The 19,218-nt window shown below is 69.9% G+C and carries 15 protein-coding genes and 2 pseudogenes; 13 read left to right on the plus strand and 4 right to left on the minus strand.

What is annotated here, in order from left to right:
- The first annotated feature begins 522 nt into the window (after window positions 1–522).
- Both ACZ6TU_RS32030 and ACZ6TU_RS32035 read left to right on the plus strand, forming a co-directional pair.
- Window positions 523–1,764: an SAV2148 family HEPN domain-containing protein gene (locus tag ACZ6TU_RS32030; protein WP_467669419.1), complete on the plus strand. Its 1,242-nt coding sequence runs from the start codon at window positions 523–525 to the stop codon at window positions 1,762–1,764.
- Between the two features lie 116 nt (window positions 1,765–1,880).
- The gene (locus ACZ6TU_RS32035) at window positions 1,881–2,597 is read left to right on the plus strand and encodes an exonuclease domain-containing protein (RefSeq protein ID WP_467669421.1); all 717 of its coding nucleotides are present in this window, start codon (window positions 1,881–1,883) and stop codon (window positions 2,595–2,597) included.
- 274 nt (window positions 2,598–2,871) lie between these two features.
- On the opposite strand, the gene ACZ6TU_RS32040 is transcribed toward ACZ6TU_RS32035, so the two are convergent.
- Window positions 2,872–3,735 carry a phosphotransferase enzyme family protein gene (locus ACZ6TU_RS32040; RefSeq protein WP_469552441.1) on the minus strand — a complete coding sequence of 288 codons (864 nt, stop codon included), beginning with the start codon at window positions 3,733–3,735 and terminating at the stop codon, window positions 2,872–2,874.
- Window positions 3,736–3,895: 160 nt separating this feature from the next.
- Between ACZ6TU_RS32040 and ACZ6TU_RS32045 the strand changes: the two genes are divergently transcribed.
- The 5 genes and pseudogenes from ACZ6TU_RS32045 to mgt all read left to right on the plus strand — a co-directional run bounded on the left by ACZ6TU_RS32045 (window position 3,896) and on the right by mgt (window position 9,241).
- Window positions 3,896–4,840: a carbohydrate ABC transporter permease gene (locus ACZ6TU_RS32045; RefSeq protein ID WP_467669425.1), complete on the plus strand. Its 945-nt coding sequence runs from the start codon at window positions 3,896–3,898 to the stop codon at window positions 4,838–4,840.
- Window positions 4,837–5,670, plus strand: a complete 834-nt coding sequence (locus tag ACZ6TU_RS32050; protein ID WP_469552443.1) for a carbohydrate ABC transporter permease — start codon at window positions 4,837–4,839, stop codon at window positions 5,668–5,670. Before ACZ6TU_RS32045 ends, ACZ6TU_RS32050 begins: the two co-directional genes overlap by 4 nt.
- A complete protein-coding gene (locus ACZ6TU_RS32055; protein WP_469552445.1) occupies window positions 5,670–6,944 on the plus strand; it encodes an ABC transporter substrate-binding protein in 1,275 nt (424 codons plus the stop codon). Before ACZ6TU_RS32050 ends, ACZ6TU_RS32055 begins: the two co-directional genes overlap by 1 nt.
- A gap of 264 nt (window positions 6,945–7,208) precedes the next feature.
- Complete coding sequence (gene erm(O), locus ACZ6TU_RS32060) at window positions 7,209–7,988, plus strand: 23S rRNA (adenine(2058)-N(6))-methyltransferase Erm(O) (protein ID WP_469552446.1); 780 nt, start codon at window positions 7,209–7,211, stop codon at window positions 7,986–7,988.
- A 13-nt stretch (window positions 7,989–8,001) separates the two neighbouring features.
- Window positions 8,002–9,241: pseudogene (gene mgt, locus ACZ6TU_RS32065) on the plus strand (macrolide-inactivating glycosyltransferase).
- Window positions 9,242–9,268: 27 nt separating this feature from the next.
- Here mgt and ACZ6TU_RS32070 read toward each other — a convergent pair.
- On the minus strand, window positions 9,269–10,219 hold the full coding sequence (locus ACZ6TU_RS32070) for a zinc metalloprotease (RefSeq protein WP_467669433.1): 951 nt from the start codon (window positions 10,217–10,219) through the stop codon (window positions 9,269–9,271).
- A 198-nt stretch (window positions 10,220–10,417) separates the two neighbouring features.
- Between ACZ6TU_RS32070 and ACZ6TU_RS32075 the strand changes: the two genes are divergently transcribed.
- The 4 genes and pseudogenes from ACZ6TU_RS32075 to ACZ6TU_RS32090 form a co-directional block, all read left to right on the plus strand.
- The gene (locus tag ACZ6TU_RS32075; RefSeq protein WP_467669435.1) at window positions 10,418–10,738 is read left to right on the plus strand and encodes a hypothetical protein; all 321 of its coding nucleotides are present in this window, start codon (window positions 10,418–10,420) and stop codon (window positions 10,736–10,738) included.
- A gap of 197 nt (window positions 10,739–10,935) precedes the next feature.
- The gene (locus ACZ6TU_RS32080; protein WP_467669437.1) at window positions 10,936–11,484 is read left to right on the plus strand and encodes a DUF1697 domain-containing protein; all 549 of its coding nucleotides are present in this window, start codon (window positions 10,936–10,938) and stop codon (window positions 11,482–11,484) included.
- A complete protein-coding gene (locus ACZ6TU_RS32085; protein ID WP_469552449.1) occupies window positions 11,477–11,851 on the plus strand; it encodes a nuclear transport factor 2 family protein in 375 nt (124 codons plus the stop codon). Before ACZ6TU_RS32080 ends, ACZ6TU_RS32085 begins: the two co-directional genes overlap by 8 nt.
- 17 nt (window positions 11,852–11,868) lie before the next feature.
- A pseudogene (locus tag ACZ6TU_RS32090) lies at window positions 11,869–12,114 on the plus strand (transposase); the annotation flags it as partial.
- A gap of 1,756 nt (window positions 12,115–13,870) precedes the next feature.
- Here the strand turns inward: ACZ6TU_RS32090 and ACZ6TU_RS32095 are convergent.
- Complete coding sequence (locus tag ACZ6TU_RS32095) at window positions 13,871–14,236, minus strand: hypothetical protein (protein ID WP_467669441.1); 366 nt, start codon at window positions 14,234–14,236, stop codon at window positions 13,871–13,873.
- 429 nt (window positions 14,237–14,665) lie between these two features.
- On the opposite strand from ACZ6TU_RS32095, the gene ACZ6TU_RS32100 reads away from it, so the two are divergent.
- Both ACZ6TU_RS32100 and yidD read left to right on the plus strand, forming a co-directional pair.
- On the plus strand, window positions 14,666–17,905 hold the full coding sequence (locus ACZ6TU_RS32100) for an nSTAND1 domain-containing NTPase (RefSeq protein ID WP_469552450.1): 3,240 nt from the start codon (window positions 14,666–14,668) through the stop codon (window positions 17,903–17,905).
- Between the two features lie 639 nt (window positions 17,906–18,544).
- Complete coding sequence (gene yidD, locus ACZ6TU_RS32105; protein WP_467669445.1) at window positions 18,545–18,754, plus strand: membrane protein insertion efficiency factor YidD; 210 nt, start codon at window positions 18,545–18,547, stop codon at window positions 18,752–18,754.
- A 196-nt stretch (window positions 18,755–18,950) separates the two neighbouring features.
- On the opposite strand, the gene ACZ6TU_RS32110 is transcribed toward yidD, so the two are convergent.
- On the minus strand, window positions 18,951–19,218 hold a 268-nt coding region (locus ACZ6TU_RS32110), incomplete at its 5' end, for a transposase family protein (protein ID WP_469552451.1).

Here is a 19,218-nt window from a genome sequence, read left to right on the forward strand (position 1 = left end):
CCGGTGGGGACGCCTTGGCCCCGAGTCTCCTCGAAAGTGAGGGAACCTCCTATGACTTATGTCCCTCTTACCGAGTGACCAGTGCATACGCCTTATGCACGAAACCGATGGGGCACACGCTACTCCCGGGACTGTAGGGGAGTAGGGGGAAGAAGTGACACGGGGAGCAGGGCGGGGCGGCCCCGGCCGAAGGCGCGTAGGGCACGGGCCGCGATCCGCCGGCCGACGACGAGGACGAGACGGAAGCGGTCGAGAAGATCGCGTCGACCTCGGCATCGGCATCGGCAAGGAGCTCACCGCCCCGGGCCGGCTCCAGCCCAGCGGCGCCGTCCACCGGGCACGCGCGGCGCAGCCGCTGTGCATCCGCTCGCTCCTGTCGAGCTCGGCCGGCGGAACGGGCACCGGAAGCCACGCGGTTGAGAACTGCCCTGCCCATCCGGCTGCACCGCCGACCGCTCCCGGAGTACCCTTCCTTGATCGTTGACAAGGGGAGTGCTCGGGGGAGCGAAAGGCGGTGCGCGGGTGGGCTCGGGAGGGCTGGAGCTGCCCCCTGGTGACGAGGGTCACGAGGGGAACTCCACAGACGTCCCGGCCGGTGCCGTGTCCCTGGCGCGGCCGATGGACGCGACGGGCTCGATCGGTCCGGAACTGGACTGGGACGCCGACGCCTGGCGCGAGGTGCGCACCCGCGCCCAGCGGGCCGGCCGGGCCTACATCTGGCTGAACCTCGTCGAGCAGCGGCTGCGCGCGGTCGTCGCCGCCGTGCTGCGGCCCGTCTACGAACCCGTCCACGGCGACGACTGGGTGGTGGCCGCCGCAGGACCAGCCGGGCAGGAGTGGGTGCAGCGCGCGGTCGCCGTACGCGAGGTCAGCCGCCGCAAGGGCTATCTGCTCGATCCGGCCGACGACAACGTCCTGTCCTTCCTCACCCTGCCGCAGCTGCGCGAGCTGATGGTGCAGCACTGGCCCTGCTTCGAGCCCTACTTCGACGACCGCCGGGACGTCGAGCTCGCCCTGGACGAGCTGGAGGTCACCCGGAACGTCGTCTCGCGCAACCGGGCCCTGTCCGAGGCCGTCCTGAACCAGGCCGAGCGCGCCTCCGCCCGGCTGCTGGAGATGCTCGGCGCGGGCGGGGACGTGCCCTCCGCGCGCCGGCTGCCCGTCGACGCGGTCGAGGACCTGGTCGGTGACCGGTACGCCGACGTGGTCGCCGTCCACTCGGACCGGGTGCGGCTGATGCGCCAGTTCCCGGCCGAGGACATCTTCGGAGGCGCCCGCCGCCTCGACGCCATCGGCATCGGTCTCAACCTGCTCGTGCAGAACTTCTCCGGCCGCCGCCTGGTCCGGCTGGCCGAGTCCGGCTGCCGGGTGCGGCTGCTGTTCCTGAACCCGGCCTCCAGCGCGGTCAAGCGGCGCGAGCGCGAACTGGGCATCAAGCGCGGCGAGCTCAGCCGGGCCGTCGAGATGAACATCCTGCACATGCGCCGGGTGCGGGCCCGGCTGCGCGACCCGGGGGCCTTCGAGATCCAGGTCTTCGACGAGACGCCCCGGTTCACGGCGTACCTGGTCGACGGCGACGGTGCGGACGGCATCGCGGTCGTGCAGAACTACCTGCGCCGGACCCGTGGGATGGAGGCGCCGGTGTTCGTGCTGCGCAACGGCGGCAAGGTGGTCAAGTCGGGCGAGGTCGACGAAAGTGGTCTCTTCCCCACCTATCGCGAGGAGTTCGAGGTGATGTGGGCGGATTCGCGGCCGGTGTCGTGAACCGTCCCTCCGGTCGGGCGGTTGGGTTCCTAAGTGGAACGCGGTCCTCTGATTGTCAGTGGTGCATGGGAAGGTGGAGACCACTGGGGGAACGCACCATAGAAGGGGGGCCGCCCATGGGCTGGCACCGGGAGCTGCTGATCGGCTTCGACCTGGAGACGACGGGCACGGATCCGCGCGAGGCGCGCATCGTCACGGGAGCCGTGATCGAGGTCAGGGGCGGCGAGCCGATGGGGCGCCGGGAGTGGCTGGCCGACCCGGGGGTGCCGATCCCCGAGGACGCGGTGGCGGTGCACGGCATCAGCAACGAGCGGGCGGCGGCCGAGGGCAGACCGGCCGACCAGGTGGCGGACGCCCTCGCCGACGTCCTCACCTCCTACTGGAAGACGGGCGTGCCGGTCGTCGCCTACAACGCCGCCTTCGACCTGACCCTGCTCTCCGCCGAGCTGCGCCGCTACGGACTGCCGTCCCTGCGCGACCGCCTGGGCGGCGTGGACCCGGCCCCGGTCATCGACCCGTACACCATCGACCGCTGGGTCGACCGCTACCGCCGTGGCAAACGCAACCTCGAAGCGGTCTGCGCCGAGTACGGCGTGGTCCTCGACTCCGCCCACGACGCCATGGCGGACGCCCTCGCGGCGGCCCGTCTGGCCGGCGCGATAGCCGCCCGCCACCCCAAGATCGCGTCCCTCGGCCCGGCGGACCTCCACCGCCGCCAGATCGAGTGGTACGCGGAGTGGGCGGCGGACTTCCAGAGCTTCCTGCGCGGCAAGGGCGACGCGACGGCCTCGGTGGACGGGGCATGGCCGTTGAGGGAGCTGGCGGACGCGTGAGCCGCACCCACCCGTCAGAAGGCCCGCGCTCTCTCCGTCACACCGGCGCGGGCGCCGCGATGCGTTCGATGCGAGGCCCGGCCAGTCGCTCGTAGTCGGCGCCCGAGACGAGGAGCGAGCGGTCGAGCCGGGCCGCGTCGAGAGGACTGACGGCTGGCTGACGCCCTGAAGGGGCGCGGGGCTGTGCTCGACATCCGGCTCCCCCGCGCGGGCGTGACCAGCCACGACCCACCCGCAGTCGCCGCACGACGCGTAGCCCCCGAACCACAGGCGCTCAGAACGGATACCACCGCACCGTCTCGTCCCCCTCCCGCAGCGAAGCCACCCGCCGCCGAAACTCCACCAACGCCTTCGGATTGCTCGGTGCGTGCTGAGCCACCCACGCGCAACTGGCCGTCTCCCGGGCGCCACGCAACACCGAACACCCCTCCCACTCCCGCACATCCCAGCCGTACGCCTCAGTGAAGGAGTGGTACGCCTCGTCCGGGAGCCCATAGCGGTCGTGGGAGAGGGCCATCACCACCAGGTCGTGCTCGCGCAGATCCGTGGAGACCGTCTCCAGGTCGACCAGAACCGGGCCCTCCGGGCCCACATGCACATTGCGCGGCAGCGCGTCCCCGTGGATCGGCCCCGGCGGCAGATGCGGCGTCAGCGCCGCCGCCTCCGCCGCGAACCCGTCCCGCCGCTCCCGCAGATACGCCGCGTCCGCCGGATCGATCACGTCCCCCGCCAGCCGCAGCCAGCGCTCCACACCGCCCAGCAGATCGCGGGGCGGCAGATCGAAGGCGGGCGCGGGCAGGGCGTGCACGACCCGTAGGAGTTCGGCCAAATCCCGTGGCTCGGCGGGCCGTAGGGCGTCAGGGAGCCGGTGCCACACCGTCACCGGGTGCCCGTCGACCAGCAGGGGCTTGGGCTCGGCCGCCCGTACCGCCGGCACACCCGCCTCGGCGAGCCACAGCGCGATGTCCAGTTCGCGCCGCGCCCGGTCGAGGAGTTCGGCGTCGCGGCCGACCTTGACGACCAGGTCACCGGCGGCGAACACCGCGTTCTCGCCCAGCGCGAGCAGCCGTGCCTCGCGGGCCGCACCGGGCAGCACGCCCGCCGCGGCCAGTACGTCCCGGGCCCGTGCCTCGTCCATCGTCCGCCTCCGTCGTCCACGTCTTCCGCCGTCGGGTTCCGGCCATCCGCCGGTCAGTGTCGCATCGGCACAGGTCGGGCGGCGTGCGCGGTGCCTTGACGAGGCAGAACGCCTTCACGACCATAACCTGGCCGGCCGAGCCGTCAAAGGGGCTGATTCCGTGACATTGGTGACCGAGGCTTCGCCACCGAGGAGACCGGCCGGCCGCAAGCCCGGCGGGGCCCGCCCCCGGCGGGTCGTCGACCACGGCGCCTGGTTCCTGGTGCTGCCCGCCCTGCTCCCCATCCTCGTCCTCAGCGTCGGGCCGCTGCTGTACGGAATCCTGCTGGCCTTCACCGACGCCCAGTCGGGCCGCACCGAGCCCACCCAGTGGATCGGCGCCCTCAACTTCCGGGACCTGCTGCACGACACGCTGTTCTGGGAGTCGTTCCGGATCGGGCTGGTGTGGGCGGTCGGGGTGACGGTGCCGCAGTTCCTGCTCGCGCTGGGCCTCGCCCTGCTGCTCAACCAGGATCTGCGGCTGCGCTGGCTGGCCCGTGCCCTGGCGATCATTCCCTGGGCCATGCCCGAGGTCGTCGTCGGCATCATGTGGCGGCTCGTCTACAACCCGGACGCGGGCATCCTCAACGAGACCCTGCGCGACTTCGGCCTGGGCGGCGGACGCGACTGGCTGAGCGGGCTGGCCACCGCGCTGCCCGCCGTGATCGTCGTCGGCGTCTGGGCGGGCATGCCGCAGACGACGGTCGCGCTGCTCGCCGGACTCCAGAACACCCCGCGCGAACTGCACGAGGCGGCGGCGGTCGACGGCGCGGGCGCCTGGCGCCGCTTCCGCACGGTCACCTGGCCCGCCCTCAGACCCATCGCCCTGGCCATCACCGCACTCAACCTGATCTGGAACTTCAACTCCTTCGCCCTGGTCTACGTCCTCACCAGCGGCGGCCCGGGCGGCCGGACCCGCCTGCCCATGCTCTTCGCCTACGAAGAGGCCTTCCGCTACGGGCAGTTCGGCTACGCGGCGGCGATGGGCTGCGTGATGGTGGCCGTGATCTCGATCGCCCTGGCCGTCTTCCTCGTTGGCCGCCTCAGGGGAGGTGACGACGCGTGAGGACCAGCACCCCGGCCCGCGTCGGCCAGTACACCGCGCTGCTCGCGTATCTCGTCTTCCTCGCCTTCCCGTTCCTCTGGCTGGTCTCCACCGCGTTCAAGCCGCCGCGCGAGCTGGGCAGCCTGCACCCGACCTGGATCCCGGAGGACCCCACCCTCGCCAACTTCCGGCAGGCCTTCGACGAACAGCCGTTGCTGCACGCCGCCCTCAACTCCCTGCTCGCCGCGCTCGCGGCGGCCGTCGTCGCCGTGCTGATCGCGACGCCGATGGCCTACGTCGTCGCCCGGCGCCGCACCCGGCTCGCCAAGGCGGTGACGGGCTGGGTGGTGATCAGCCAGGCGTTCCCGTTCGTGCTGCTGATCATCCCGCTGTTCCTGGTGCTGAAGAACCTCCGCCTGATCAATTCCGTGCCGGGGCTGGTGCTGGTGTACGTGGTGTGGGCGCTGCCGTTCGCGCTGTGGATGCTCGCCGGGTATGTGCGGGCCGTACCGCCCGAGCTGGAGGAGGCCGCGGCGGTCGACGGGGCGGGACGGGTGCGGACGCTGGTCTCGGTGACGGCGCCGCTGCTCGCGCCGGGCATCGTGGCGACCGGGCTGTTCGCGTTCATCACCGCGTGGAACGAGTTCTTCTTCGCGCTCGTGCTCCTCAAGACACCGGAGAAACAGACCCTTCCCGTGGTGCTCGCCCACTTCATCGGAGCCGAGGGAGTCGCCGACCTCGGCCCGCTCGCGGCGGCCGCGTTCCTCGCGACGCTGCCCTCGCTGGTCGTCTTCGCGATCATCCAGCGGCGGATCACGGGCGGCATGCTCACCGGGGCGGTGAAGAGCTGATGCGCGCACGCCTGCTGGCCCTCGTCCTCCTGCTGCTCCTCGCCGGCTGCTCCTCCGGCGGCACCCGCGACGACGGCCGGGTCACCCTGCGCTTCCAGTCCCTGGCCTGGCAGGAGGAGTCGGTCGAGGCCAACAAGGAACTGGTGAAGGAGTGGAACGCTACCCACCCGGATGTCCGCGTCGAGTACGTCCAGGGCACCTGGGACAGCGTCCACGACCAGCTCCTCACCGCCTTCGAGGGCGGCGAGGCACCCGACATCATCCACGACGCCTCCGACGACCTCGCCGACTTCGCCTACGGCGGCTACCTCGCCGACCTCACCGATCTGCTGCCCGCCCGGCTGAAGTCGGACATCCCGCGGCGCAGTTGGGAGACCACCACCTTCGGGGACGGCGTCTACGGCGTGCCGTTCCTCCAGGAGCCGCGCGTGCTGATCGCCAACGCGACATGGCTCAAGGAGTCCGGAGTGCGGATCCCGACCCCGGAGAAGCCGTGGAGCTGGGCAGAGTTCCGCCGGATCACCGAACAGCTCAGCGGCCGGGAGAAGTACGGCATCGCCTGGCCGCTCAAGGAACCGGTCTCCGCCACGCTCAACCTCTCCCTGTCGACGGGCGGACAGCTCTTCCACCGCGGGGCCGACGGCAAGGTGACGGTGCGGTTCGAGGCGGCCGACCAGGTGGTGCCGCGCACCATCCACGCCCAGGCCGGCACCGACCGCAGTGCCTCGCCCACGACCCTGGGCAGCGGCGGTTCCGACACCCTGCCCGGCTTCTTCGGCGGCAGATACGCGATGGTCCCGCTCGGCTTCTCCTACCGCCAGCAGATCGTGCAGCAGGCCCCGAAGGGCTTCGCATGGCAGGTGCTGCCCGCCCCGGCCGGCGCCGGGGGACTCACCCAGGGCGTCAGCCCGCAGACGCTGTCCGTCGCCGAGGACTCCCCGCACAAGGAGGAGGCAGCCGCCTTCATCGACTTCCTGCTGAAGCCCCGGAACATGGTCCGCCTCGCCCTCGGCGACTGGATGCTGCCGACCGGCAACCGGGCGCTGAACGACCCGGCCCTGCGCACCCCCGAGCACGGCTGGGCCACGGGCGCCGCGCTCGCCGCCCACCTGCGCCCGGCGCCCGCACAGACCGTACGGGGCTATCCCGAGTGGAAGGACAAGGTGGCGACCCCGGCCCTCCAGGAGTACTACAGCGGGGCGATCGACATCCGTGAACTGCGGGAACGCCTGGAGAAGGACGGCAACCTGGTGCTGGCGCGCTACCAGCGCTGAACCCGGCGAAAACCCGTTGTGCGTCGTCACCGGCAGCGCCTAGCGTGCTGCCCGTGGGAATCAACGCGATCTGCATCTCCGGTCACGGCCGGGGCTGCGCGCACGCCGCACGGGTGCGCAGCGGCCCCGGAGCCCTGACCGGCCCGGGGAGCCACGCCCGCTGAGTCACTGAGCCCGGCGTCTCACCTCTGCTCTCTCCTTCTGTCTTCCGGTCGGGGCCTTCGCTGCCCTCACATCCCTCACGGAAGACAAGGACCGCAGGCCATGGCCCGCCCCACCGCTACCTCCCGCGCGCTCTCGCAGAACTTCCTCGCCGACCGCGCCACCGCCGAACGCTTCGCCCGGCTCGCCGCCCCGCAGGCCCGGCCGATCCCGCTGCTGCTCGAAGTCGGCGCGGGCAAAGGCGCGTTGACCGCCCCGCTGGCGCGACGCTGCCGTGAGCTGCGCGCGTACGAGATCGATCCGCGGCTCGTGCCCGTCCTGCGCGACCGCTTCTCCGGCACGCCGCAGGTGCGTGTCGTCGGCGGGGACTTCCTGGCCGCACACCCGCCGCGCACACCCTTCTCGGTCGCCGGGAACGTGCCGTTCTCCCGTACCGCGGCCGTCGTCGACTGGTGCCTGCGCGCTCCCGCCCTCACCGACGCCACGCTGCTCACCCAGCTCGAGTACGCCCGCAAACGCACCGGCGACTACGGCAGTTGGACGCTGCTGACGGTCCGGACCTGGCCCCGCTACGAGTGGCGGCTGCTGGGCCGCGTCGGCAGGCGCAGCTTCCGGCCCGTGCCGCGTGTGGACGCCGGGGTGCTGCGCGTGGAACGCCGCGCCCCCCCGCTGCTCGACGCCGCCGGGTACCGGAGCTGGAGCCGTCTGGTCGAGCTGGGCTTCTCCGGGGTCGGCGGTTCCCTGCACGCGTCGCTGCGGCGGGCCCACTCGAGGCGGCGGGTGGACGCCGCGTTCCGGGCTGCGCGTCTGGACCCGGGGGTGCTGGTGGGCGAGGTGTCGCCGGAGCGGTGGCTGCGGCTGCATGAGGAGCTGACCTGCTGAAGCACGAAAGGGGTTGTACGAGACGTCTCGTCTCGCGTACGGTCGAGCGCATGGCCAGTCGCGCTCATATCGCCATGTTCTCCATCGCCGCCCACGGCCACGTGAACCCGAATCTCGAGGTGATCCGCGAGCTCGTGGCGCGCGGCCACCGGGTGACGTACGCGATCCCGCCGGTCTTCGCCGAGAAGGTCGCGGAGACCGGTGCCGAGGTGAAGCCGTGGAATTCGACGCTGCCCTCGCCCGACGACGCCCCGGAGGCCTGGGGAACCACGCTGCTGGACAACGTGGAGCCGTTCCTCGACGACGCGATCCAGGCCCTCCCGCAGCTGATCGAGGTGTACGAGGGCGACGAGCCGGACCTCGTCCTGCACGACATCGCCTCCTACCCGGCCCGCGTCCTGGCCCACCGCTGGGGCGTGCCGGCGATCTCCCTGTCGCCGGCCATGGTCGCCTGGGAGGGGTACGAGAAGGAGGTCGCCGAGCCCATGTGGGAGGAGCCGAAGAAGACCGAGCGCGGCCGTGCCTACTACGCCCGCTTCCAGGCCTGGCTGGAGGAGAACGGGATCACCCTGCACCCCGATGCGTTCGGGGGCCGGCCCGGCCGCTCGATCGTCCTGATCCCCAAGGCCCTCCAGCCGAACGCGGACCGGGTCGACGAGAGCGTGTACTCCTTCGTCGGCGCCTGCCAGGGCGACCGGGGTGCCGAGGGCGACTGGCAGCGGCCGGCCGGTGCCGAGAAGGTCGCGCTCGTCTCGCTCGGGTCCGCCTTCACCAAGCAGCCCGGCTTCTACCGGGAGTGCGTCAAGGCGTTCGGCGCCCTGCCCGGCTGGCACCTGGTGCTCTCGGTCGGCAAGCACATCGACCCGGCCGAGCTCGGGGAGGTCCCCGCGAACGTCGAGGTGCGCTCATGGGTGCCGCAGCTGGCGATCCTGAAGCAGGCCGACCTGTTCGTCACGCACGCCGGGGCGGGCGGCAGCCAGGAGGGGCTGGCCACGGCCACTCCGATGATCGCCGTACCGCAGGCCGTGGACCAGTTCGGCAACGCGGAGATGCTCCGGAGCCTCGGCGTCGCCCGGTACCTCCCCACGGAGGAGGCGACCGGCGAGGCGCTGCGCGAGGCCGCCCTCGCCCTCGTCGACGACCCGGAGGTCGCCCGCCGCCTGAAGGAGATCCGGGCGGAGACGGCCCGGGAGGGCGGCACCCGGCGCGCGGCCGACCTCATCGAGGCCGAACTGCCCGCCGACCGGGGGTAGTCGGGGTGGCCGTCACCCGCCCGTCCGTCACACCGTGACGGCCTGGCGGGTGAGGGTCATGCGGGCGTGGTCGAGAGCGGCGTCCATGCGCGCCGACTGGCCCTTGGTGAACATGAACATCGCGGCGTCGTCCGTGTAGTCCATGTAGTTCATGAACATGTCGCCGTTCGGTCCGTTGCCGCAGCTCACATGCGGGAAGTCCGGCGAACCCATGTTCGGCCCGCCCTGGTTGGGGGTGTCCGCCACGAAGTCGCTGCCGCTGCATCCCTCGTCGTCGTCGCCCCAGATGTGCCGCAGGTTCAGCCAGTGCCCGATCTCGTGCACGGCGGTGCGGCCGCCGTCGAAGGGCGCGGTGGCGGTGCCGGTGGTCCCGAAGCCGGTGTGCGTGACGACCACTCCGTCCGTGGAGGCGGCACCGCCCGGGAACTGGGCGTAGCCCAGCAGTCCACGGCGCAGTTGGCAGACCCAGAAGTTCAGGTAGACGTCCGCGGGCCAGGCGTCGTGGCCGCCGCTCAGGCTGAACTTGACCAGGTCGTCCGTGTCCCAGTTCGGGGTCGCGGTCTGGGTTCGCGTGATGCCGTCCGTGGGGCGGCCCAGCGGATCGGTCCGGGCGAGGTGGAACTGGATGCGCGCGTCGGCCACGAGGTCCTGCCAGGCTCCGGGGACCTTGCCGACGTCCGGGTTGCTCGCGCGGAAGTCCTGGTTGAGCACCTCGATCTGACTGTGGATCTGGGCGTCGCTGACGTTCTGCTCGGGAGTGTTGTGCACCACGTGCACGACGACGGGGATGTCGACGAGGCTCTGCCGGGCGGTGACCGTCTCCAAGTGCTCGTAGGTGAACGCGGCGTTCTCGATCTGGGCCCGGTTCTCGGCGTACTCGGGGTTCAGGCTGAGGAGTCTGCGGTGTACTTCCATGGCGCCGCACCAGCGGCTGTAGTCGGCGGAGGTGACGCGATGGTAGGACTGCGCATCGGACATGACTGGCCCCTTTGGGGAGCTGAGGGTGTGCCGCGTGCGCGGCTGCGGAATGGCGCGTGTGACACGCGCTGCGGGGGCCGGGCGGCGCCGGGCGGACGGTCGGTTGCCCGTTCCCCTCGAACCCATACACTGATAATCCTAGTCACTCAGCCATAAGACCGGCAATTTGGACAGCTGTGGGAGTGAGGTGGCCCGATCATGAGTGAGCCCCCATCGGGCCTGTTCCGCTCCTGGGTCCATTCCTACGAAGAGGACCGCGAGGACGTGCGGGTGTACCGGCCGGACGACCATCCGTTCCCGCCGGCGCGCGGGCGCCGCGGCATGGAGTTCGCGCCCGACGGCACCTTCGTCGACCACCCGCTGGGACGCGGTGACGCCCCCGGCGCCGTGCCCGGCCACTGGCGGCTCGTGTCGGACCGGCACATCGCGCTCACGTTCGGGGGCGCTCGTCCGGACCGGGAGCTGGAGATCCTGCGCTGCGACGATGACGCGCTGCACGTGCGGCGGCTCACCGGCTGAAAGGGCGGCGAAGGGCGGTCGCTCCTTACACATATCGGGACCCGAAGGGGGATATACCGGCCTCCTCGGCTGTGTGGATCCTGAGCAGAAGGTTGTGCCCCGCGGTGACCGGTGAGTAATTTACGGGGCTCGGGCAGCCGCCCGCCGGCCGTCGTGCCCACCCCCACGGGGCACGACGGCCGCCTTAGGGTGAGCGGATGACGACGACGTATGCGGCACTGTTGCGCGGGGTCAACGTGGGCGGCAGCAGAAAGGTCCCGATGGCGGACCTGCGCACCCTCCTGGCAGGCCTCGGCTACGAGGACGTACGGACGTATCTTCAGAGCGGCCAGGCCGTGTTCGCCTCCGGCCACGGCGACGAGGAGTCGCTGGCCACCGAGATCACGCACGTCATCGAGAAGCACTTCGGTTTCGGCGTCGACGTGATCGTGCGCGACCACGCCTATCTGAAGGCGATCGCCGACGCCTGCCCCTTCCCGGCCGCCGACCTGGAGCCCAAGCAGCTCCACGTCACCTACTTCTCCGCCCCCGTGACCCCCGAGCGCTTCGCGGAGATCGACCAATCCGCCTACCTCCCCGAGGAGTTCCGCCTCGGTGACCGCGCCCTCTACCTGTACGCCCCGAACGGCCTGGGCCGCTCCAAGCTGGCCGAACACCTCTCGAAGCCGCGCGTCAACAAGGGGATCGTCGCCACGACCCGCAACTGGAACACCGTCGTCAAGCTGGTGGAGCTGACGGATGCCTGAACAGGACCCGGCCGTCGAGGCCGCCGTCGAGGGCGAGCTGGCGCTGCTCGACCCGGACGTGCGCCGCTCGCCCGAGCGGGTCGAGGCGCTGCTGCACCCCGACTTCCACGAGTTCGGCGCCTCCGGGCGGCACTGGAGCCGGGCCGCCATCATCACCGCCCTGGCCGAGACCACCGACCTCGAGTCCCCGCCTGTCGTCACCTCCCAGGTGCACGGCGTACAGCTGGCCCCCGACCTCGTCCACCTCACCTTCGACACCGAGTGCGACGGCAGGCGCGCGCATCGCAGTTCGCTGTGGCGGCGGACGGAGGACGGATGGCTGCTCTACTTCCACCAGGCGACGCCGTTCAGCGACCGGCAAGAGTGACCCTCCGGTCGCCGAGGGACCTGCGCGCCTATGGTGCCGACCACCTCGGCACCGACGACGGGGTGCTGATCGTGGACGAGACCGGCTGTGTGGAAAAGGGCCGTACCTCGGCAGGAGTGCAGCGGCAGTACACCGGCACCGCAGGACGCATCGAGAACTCCCAAGTCGGGGTGTTCCTCGCCTGCGCCACCAGCCGGGGTCGGGCGCTGATCGACCGCAGGCTTTACCTCCCGGAGCACTCCTGGTGCACCGATCCCGACCGCCTCAGCTGAGTTCTGACACCACTTGGCTGCTTGCGGTGGGAGGCTGGGAGTGCTCTGCGGTGGTGAGGGGGCGCCAGGCACTGCCATGACGGCCGTGCTGGCCACCCGGCTGGCCGCGGACCTGGTCAACCTGACCGCGCCCCCCCGAACACCTGGAACCACTACTCGCCACGCACGGCGTGGTGCACCGCACGCTCACCGCCGCGCAGGCCGAGACGATCTGGACATGGAGCCGGCGCCTGGCCTTGCGGTGGTGTCAGTTCTCATCAATATTTTGCGGTCCGGTGATCGACAAGTGCTGCCCGAAGTCGTCGACAACTGGTGTCGGCTGTCACCTCCGTTTCGTTTGGCGTCCCCCGCGCCGTGCAGCTCGCCAGTATGGAACGTTGTGGGTTCACAGAGGGTTGAACGCGTTCAAATTTGGTGGGAGTATCGCCTCAACTGCTCTGGGGGCGACGATGAGGGACAAAACAGTGCGTCAAGGGGCGACTGCCATGTGGGGGTCCGCTGGGCTCCTCTCGATGTCCCTGTTGTGGGCGACAGTGATTGCTGTCAGCCCTTGGCTGCCAAGCGCCGTGGGCATCCTGGATCTGACGGGCTTTACCGCCCTCCTGAGTATGATGATCTGCGGCTTTGTGCCGTCGTTGTTGTTGGGGACGCTCCTCGGGCGTGCTCGTGCCTGCCGGCTACTGGCAACGTGTGGCGCTGTCGGGCCGGCCCTGTGGATTCTCGACTTCACGGTCTTCAGCGATCCCGATGTTCATTCATCGGAGGCGGTAGCAGTTGCTTTCGCGGGCGCTTTGGCCTTGGTGCTCATCAGCGCTCCTCTCATGTGGGGTGCGGTGGCAGGTCGGAGTTGCCGTCGTCCCGGTGCGGCTCAATGAGGTAAGTGGCGGAAGCGGATGAGGACTGAGGCTGTCCCGACGACGGCAGGAAGCGTCCGCCCGGCGTTCGTAGCGCCGGTGCGGGCGGCGGCAGCCCAGCCGGTAGAGCAAGCGTTCGACCACCTTCCACTGCTCAGCCGGAGGAAGCGGCCAATTGTGTGGTCGTCCTCTTCCGCGCAACCAAGCACACGCCCTGTCCGGCCTGCGCCACCCGCGTGGCTGCCCAGGGTCGGAAGGCCGCCAGCACCGGCCAGGTGATGACCGGTCGGCGTCGGTCCGGATCCTGTGCCAGCCGACCAAGACCCGCCACCCTCGGCCGCCGCGAGCACATGAGCGACATCGTCCAAGCCGTCGCCGGACTGCTCTCACACCAGCAGACCGCCACCCTGTCCCGCGGCCTGGGAACGTGAAAGCCGCCAGGACCAGACCCCTCCACGAGCCACGGCCAACCGTGTACGAGGTCGTCAGCCCGTCGCCTCCCCCGTGGTGACGGGCCAGTGCCTTTTGGGCGGGCAATGCGAACCCGATGGGGCGGACCGCGGGCCGGCAGTCCAGCGTCCGTTCCGGGCGTGCACCCGGTCCTTGGGGGAGTCGTGGCCGAACGTCCAGGACGACGATGGCCTGCACAACCCCTACGGGGTCGCACAGGCCGTCGTCATGCAGGTCCCAGATTCACCACCAGCGTCCCGACAGTTGGGCTGGGCTGCCGGCGTGCCTCGTCATTGGTAACGGGCGCAGTGCTCCATGTGCCGACCGTTCTTGGTGAGGCAGCCTTCACCAGTACCATCCGGTCCGGCACCTGCCATGAGACCGTCGCACAGCGACGGTTGCGAACCGTTCATCCAGCGATCAGATGGTCTGGACGAAACGCTTCAGCAAGCGTCGACGTACCACACGGGACGCCAGTCGGCTCGCGCATCCGAAGAAGGAGCGCCCGGGGTGGTGTAGATGAGCTTCTTGTTCTTGTCGTACATGCGGGCCTTCGTCCCGGCCGACTGGTTGTTGTACCAGGACCCGCCGCCGTTCAGGCCGTCGGGGATCTCCTGGAGGTAGCAGTCCTTGAACTTGAAGGCCAGGACCTTGAAGTTCGCCTGCTTGTAACCACAGAAGTAGTACTTCGGGCAGTCGGACGGCGCCGCCGCCACCTGAGGCTGCGCCGAGGCGGTGGTGGTGAGGGTGCCGGCCAAGCCGAGCACCACGGCCGACGCTGCCAGGCCGAACTTGTGCGATGTCCGCATGGGAAATCACCTTTCGACGGTAGCCACCTGCCACACGGCTGATGGCGCAGATCCGACCTTCGATTCACGGGCACGGCTTGTGCCCACGGCGGCACGCCGTCGGATCCGGGGGCGTGCCGTTCGGTTGGTTCGGCATCGAGTTCATAGGGCTGAGGGTTGTTGCACAGCCGTGTCCCGGGAGTGAAACAAAGCAGGTCACAAGCCCGGGTTGGCGAGATGGTGTCTTTCGCGGTGGTGTGGCGCGTGCTGGGATGAGACGCCGCTGCAGGTCACGGGGCGGCACGGGGAGAAGGAAGCGACACGGGGCGTCCGGAGGCGGACCTCGATCCGGGGCTGGTCCGGTTCAGCGGTTTGCGTTCGAGTTGCGCAAGCTGCGTCAGGAAGCGGGCGTGAGGCTCGACGTTGTACCGACGGATGGGCGGGGGAGGGATGGGCCGTAGTGAACGCGAGCTGGATCCGGCGGCAGGCCCGGTTCAGGCGTTCGCTTTCGAGTTGCGCAAACTGCGTCGGGAAGGCGGGGCTCTCACCTACCGGGTTTTGGCGCAGCGCACGTCGTATTCGGCGGCCACGCTGTCACGGGCGGCGTCGGGGGAGCGGTTGCCGTCCCTCGCGGTGGTACTGGCCTATGTGCAAGCGTGCGGTGCGGATGTCTCGGAGTGGGAAGAACGCTGGCACGCGGCGGCCCGGAGGGTGGCCGCCGAACCGCAGTACGGGGAGGAAGCACAGGCTGCGCCCTACCGTGGGTTGGCCCGCTTCGAACCTGCCGACGCTGAAATGTTCTTCGGCCGGGACCAGCTTTCGGCTCAGCTTGCCGAGTGGGTGCATGCCCATCGTCTGGTCGCTGTCGTCGGGGCTTCTGGGAGCGGCAAGTCCTCTCTGCTGCGTGCGGGACTGATTCCTCTGTTGCGGAGCGAGGCAGCCACGGATAGGCGGCCGGCGGCGATCCGCATCCTCACTCCCGGTCCCCGGCCCCTGTCCGCCCTCGCCGCCGTGATGAAGGCGAGCGATGAGCGCGGGGACACGGTCGTCGTGGTCGACCAGTTCGAGGAGCTGTTCACCCTCTGCGCCGACCCCGCTGAACGACGGGCCTGCCTGGACCTGCTGCTGACCGCGACGAACCCGGAGAACAACGTACGGGCCGTGATCGCGGTACGCGCGGACTTCTTCGGCCACTGCGCCGAGCACCATGCATGGGCCGCGGCACTGCGCCGCGCCACCTTGCTCGTCGGACCCATGAGTCCCACCGAACTACGCCAGGCGATCGTCAGACCCGCAGCTGCCGCCGGTCTGATCGTCGAGCGGGACCTGACCGCACAGATCATCAAGGACGTCACCGAGAAACCCGGCGGGCTGCCGTTGATGTCCCACGCCCTGCTGGAGACCTGGCGTCGACGCAAGGGACGCGCCCTCACCCTGACGGCCTACAAAGCCGCCGGAGGCGTTGCGGGCGCTCTCGCCCAGACCGCGGAGCAGCTCTACACTCGCCTGTCCACCCACGAGGCCCGATCAGCCCGGCACATCCTTCTCCGGCTGATCACTCCAGGAGAAGGCGGGCAGAACACCTGCCGACCCGTGTCGCCCAAGGAACTGGACCCGGCCAACGCAGACGACTTCGCCGCCACCGGTGAAGTTCTGGAGCGGCTGGTCAAGGCCCGCCTCGTGACACTCGACGGGCAGACGCTCAGCCTCGCGCACGAAGCCCTCATCGCGGCCTGGCCGCGCTTGCGCGGATGGATCGACGAGAACCGCGAACGCCTGCGTCTGCACCGGCGACTGACCGAAGCAGCCCAGAATTGGGAGGAACTGGGCCGAGATCCAGGCGCCTTGTACCGGGGCAGCCGTCTGACCGCCGCCGACGAGCATCTGGAGCGCCGGGAGCTAACAGGTCTGGAGCACGCCTTTCTCACAGCCAGCCTTGACGCCCGCGACCACGAGCAGTGGGCGACTCGCCGGGCGGCGCAGCGGCTTCGTCGACTGAGGACGGCCCTGTGTGTAGCTGCTGCACTAGCGGTGATCGCAGGTCTGGTGGCCTGGCAGTGGAACCGCCTCGGCGAGCGGCGGCTGGCTGAGGCGACATCCCGGCGGGTCGCGTCGGTCGCGGAGAGCTTGCGCAATGCCGAACCGCGGACCGCGCTGCGGCTGAGCGTCGCAGCCTGGCGTATCAGCCCCACCCTGGAAGCCAGGGCTGCCCTGATGAGTGCCTTGACCCAGCCCGAGCAGGACGCCTTCACTGAGCCCGGCACGGCTGTCAATGGCCCTGTCCTGGGCCCTTTCTTGAGCAACGACGGCGACATGCTGGTCTCCGGTGGCGCCGGACGGGTACGGCTGTGGAACCTGAGCACGCATCGGCTCATCCGTTCGGTGCACGTCGGGAAGGACGACGACTTGATTCGCATTTCTCCCGACGGGCGGCAGCTGCTGCTTTTGGCCGCGGGCAGATGGCAGCTGAGAGACGCTACGTCCGGCGCGGCGACCCAGCTTCCGTATACGTTGACCGACGGCACGGTGAGCTTCGGGCCCACAGACGACATGCTCTTTCTGCATGACGACAACGGCCGCTTGACAGCCTTGTGGGATCTGCGACGGCACCGCAGACTGCCGCCGCTCGGATCCTCGCAGACCTCGGGTACCTCGCGCGAGGGCGGGAAGCATCAGGCAGAGTGCACGACTTCCGGCGAACTCCAACTATGGGATGGCGGCACTGAGCGTCGCTTCCGCAGCACGGGCCCCTTGGCCCTCGCCGTTCGCCTGTCCTGTGGCCCGCGTCCCCCCGACGTCGTCCCGCCGTACCCCCTGTATCCGGGCAAGGAACGCCTGATCGTCGTCACCGGCTCCCGGATACGTACCTGGGACGTGCGAACCGGTAAAGAGGGGCCGCCCGTCCGCACATCCCCACACTCTCCCGTCACCGTGACAGCCGATGGAAATTTTCTTACCCACGCAGATAGAGGGGCCATCCTGGTATGGCGGCTCAGCAACCCCGGCAAGCCGGTCTACCGATACCCGCTGCACGGCCGAATCGTCTCGGACGTGCGGCTGGAACCGCGCCACAAAGTGATCCGGTACATAGAGCAGCAGCCCGCCTCAACGCCTGTCGTGCGCTCCCTGTACCTGGGTAACGCCGTGGATCCCAGTTGGAGAGCCCACGCCTCGGAGGACGCATCTTCGCCCGTCGAACCCGGAGGCCAAGTCACCACCCGCCTGACCTCCGTTGCTGCTGACCCGGTGCACAGGGACCGGATGGCGGTCGGTGACGAGTACGGGTGGGTGACCATCTGGGACCGCGCGCTCAAGCACCGCTTCGCCATGTTCGATGCTCTCTCCGCAGGCAAGGAGAACAAAGCCCCCCAGGCGGTCTCAGCACTCGCCTACTCATCCGACGGCCGCATCCTGGCCGTTGCGGGCGGCAGCACCGTGCGGCTGTGGGATACGACGACGACAAGGCCTCTCGGAGACGGTCTGCTTACATCCGGGGATCAGGTAGGCTCCCTCGCTTTCAGCCGCAACGGAGCCACACTCACAGTCCGTGGCGACCACACCCCACCGCGCACCTACCCTGTAGCCCCCGGCCTGGTAGCCAAAGCCGTGTGCGCCCGGGCAGGAAGCGGCTTGTCCGGCCGAGACTGGAGGGCCTACATACCGGGCTTCCCCTACCAACGGACCTGCTGAGAGTCCACGTCCGCGACGTCCTGAAGATCGCTGTGCGCTCCCGTGGGGTCGGCCCCGGTGGAACACCGGCGATCCAGAAGGCGAGGACGTCCGCGCCGCTTCCATCGGGCAGCTGTCCGTCGTCTACGTGATCAACCGCCTCACCCGGCGTCTGTCAGTCCTGGACATCATCTGGATCGGATAGCCGCCCGTGACAAAGCCCCGCTCCGCCCCGGCGCTGCGCAGCTGCGGGGGTTGGGGCGTTCTGCAGGTTCTCGTTCAACTTCCGTGGAGGACGCACGCTGAGCGTTGGCTGATCACTGTGGCTCCACACAGCCGGACGGGAACAGCTGCGCCCGGAACTGGCCGCGGTCGTGCTGGTGCCCGCACGGCCGGTGAACACGCATATGATCCGCCTGACCGGGAGGGAGTGTCGTGTCGAAGTCACCGCGGGCTGACGGGTCCGGACATCAAAGGAAGCGAAGTGATGACCAAGAGGGTTGCTGCCTGGGAGCACTCGACGCCTATCTCGGGTGCAGCCGGTGCTGTCCTGCCGCGTGGCTGACGGTTCTGCTTCTCGCTGTCCTCCGCCCCACTGCGATCGCCGCATCGGGCGAGGACTGGGCAGCCCCACGGCCGGCGGGCCGCGTCGCCTCCGCGATGTACACGGCGGTTCGCCACTACCGCGTCGCGATCAGTCCTACCCGGCGAGCGTGCTGCGCGTACACCCCGACGTGCTCCACATATGCCGTACAAGCTTTGCACCAGCACGGGGCACTTCATGGGGGGCGACTGATCCTGACCCGGTTGCTGCGCTGCCGTCCACGGGCGGCCCGACGACGCGGCTTCCATGACCCGGTACCGAAATGAAGCCTCGTACCGCTGACCTCTGGCACCACTACGGCCGCACCCGCGCTGGCACCGACCGCGAGGTGCCCGCCGCGTTCTACTGGAACTGGAGCCAGGACGCCGGGCCCGGACCGGAAATCCTGGGTGACCTGACGGACAAGTGCGTGGGCGACCTCGGCGCCGGGGCGGCCCGGCACGCCGCATACCTGGCGACTCGTCACCACCCCGCCCAGGTCGTCGCGGTGGACGCCTCGCCCGCCCAACACGCCACCGGGCTGTCCACCAGTAGCTCGACCAGGCCGAGCTGTCGGGCCTGGGTGATGTCCGCGCAACTGCCCGGCCGGGCCGGGCCGCAGAACAACACGCGCCCCTCGGTGTCCGTGAGGACCATGGACTTCACGGCGTTCTGCTTGGTCTTGCCGCAGACGAACCTGTCCCGGTCCTCGCGGCCTGCGGCCGGGCGTCGCACGCGGATCTCCGTGCCG

The organism is Streptomyces sp. NPDC052064 (assembly GCF_055585925.1).

Excerpts from the sequence above, each read along its gene's own strand:
- ACZ6TU_RS32055 (WP_469552445.1), top strand. The coding sequence starts at position 5,670 with ATGCGCGCACGCCTGCTGGCCCTCGTCCTCCTGCTGCTCCTCGCCGGC.
- ACZ6TU_RS32085 (WP_469552449.1), top strand. The coding sequence starts at position 11,477 with ATGCCTGAACAGGACCCGGCCGTCGAGGCCGCCGTCGAGGGCGAGCTG.
- ACZ6TU_RS32070 (WP_467669433.1), bottom strand. The coding sequence starts at position 10,219 with ATGTCCGATGCGCAGTCCTACCATCGCGTCACCTCCGCCGACTACAGC.
- yidD (WP_467669445.1), top strand. The coding sequence starts at position 18,545 with ATGTACACGGCGGTTCGCCACTACCGCGTCGCGATCAGTCCTACCCGG.
- ACZ6TU_RS32040 (WP_469552441.1), bottom strand. The coding sequence starts at position 3,735 with ATGGACGAGGCACGGGCCCGGGACGTACTGGCCGCGGCGGGCGTGCTG.
- ACZ6TU_RS32035 (WP_467669421.1), top strand. The coding sequence starts at position 1,881 with ATGGGCTGGCACCGGGAGCTGCTGATCGGCTTCGACCTGGAGACGACG.
- ACZ6TU_RS32075 (WP_467669435.1), top strand. The coding sequence starts at position 10,418 with ATGAGTGAGCCCCCATCGGGCCTGTTCCGCTCCTGGGTCCATTCCTAC.
- ACZ6TU_RS32100 (WP_469552450.1), top strand. The coding sequence starts at position 14,666 with ATGGGCCGTAGTGAACGCGAGCTGGATCCGGCGGCAGGCCCGGTTCAG.
- ACZ6TU_RS32095 (WP_467669441.1), bottom strand. The coding sequence starts at position 14,236 with ATGCGGACATCGCACAAGTTCGGCCTGGCAGCGTCGGCCGTGGTGCTC.
- ACZ6TU_RS32080 (WP_467669437.1), top strand. The coding sequence starts at position 10,936 with ATGACGACGACGTATGCGGCACTGTTGCGCGGGGTCAACGTGGGCGGC.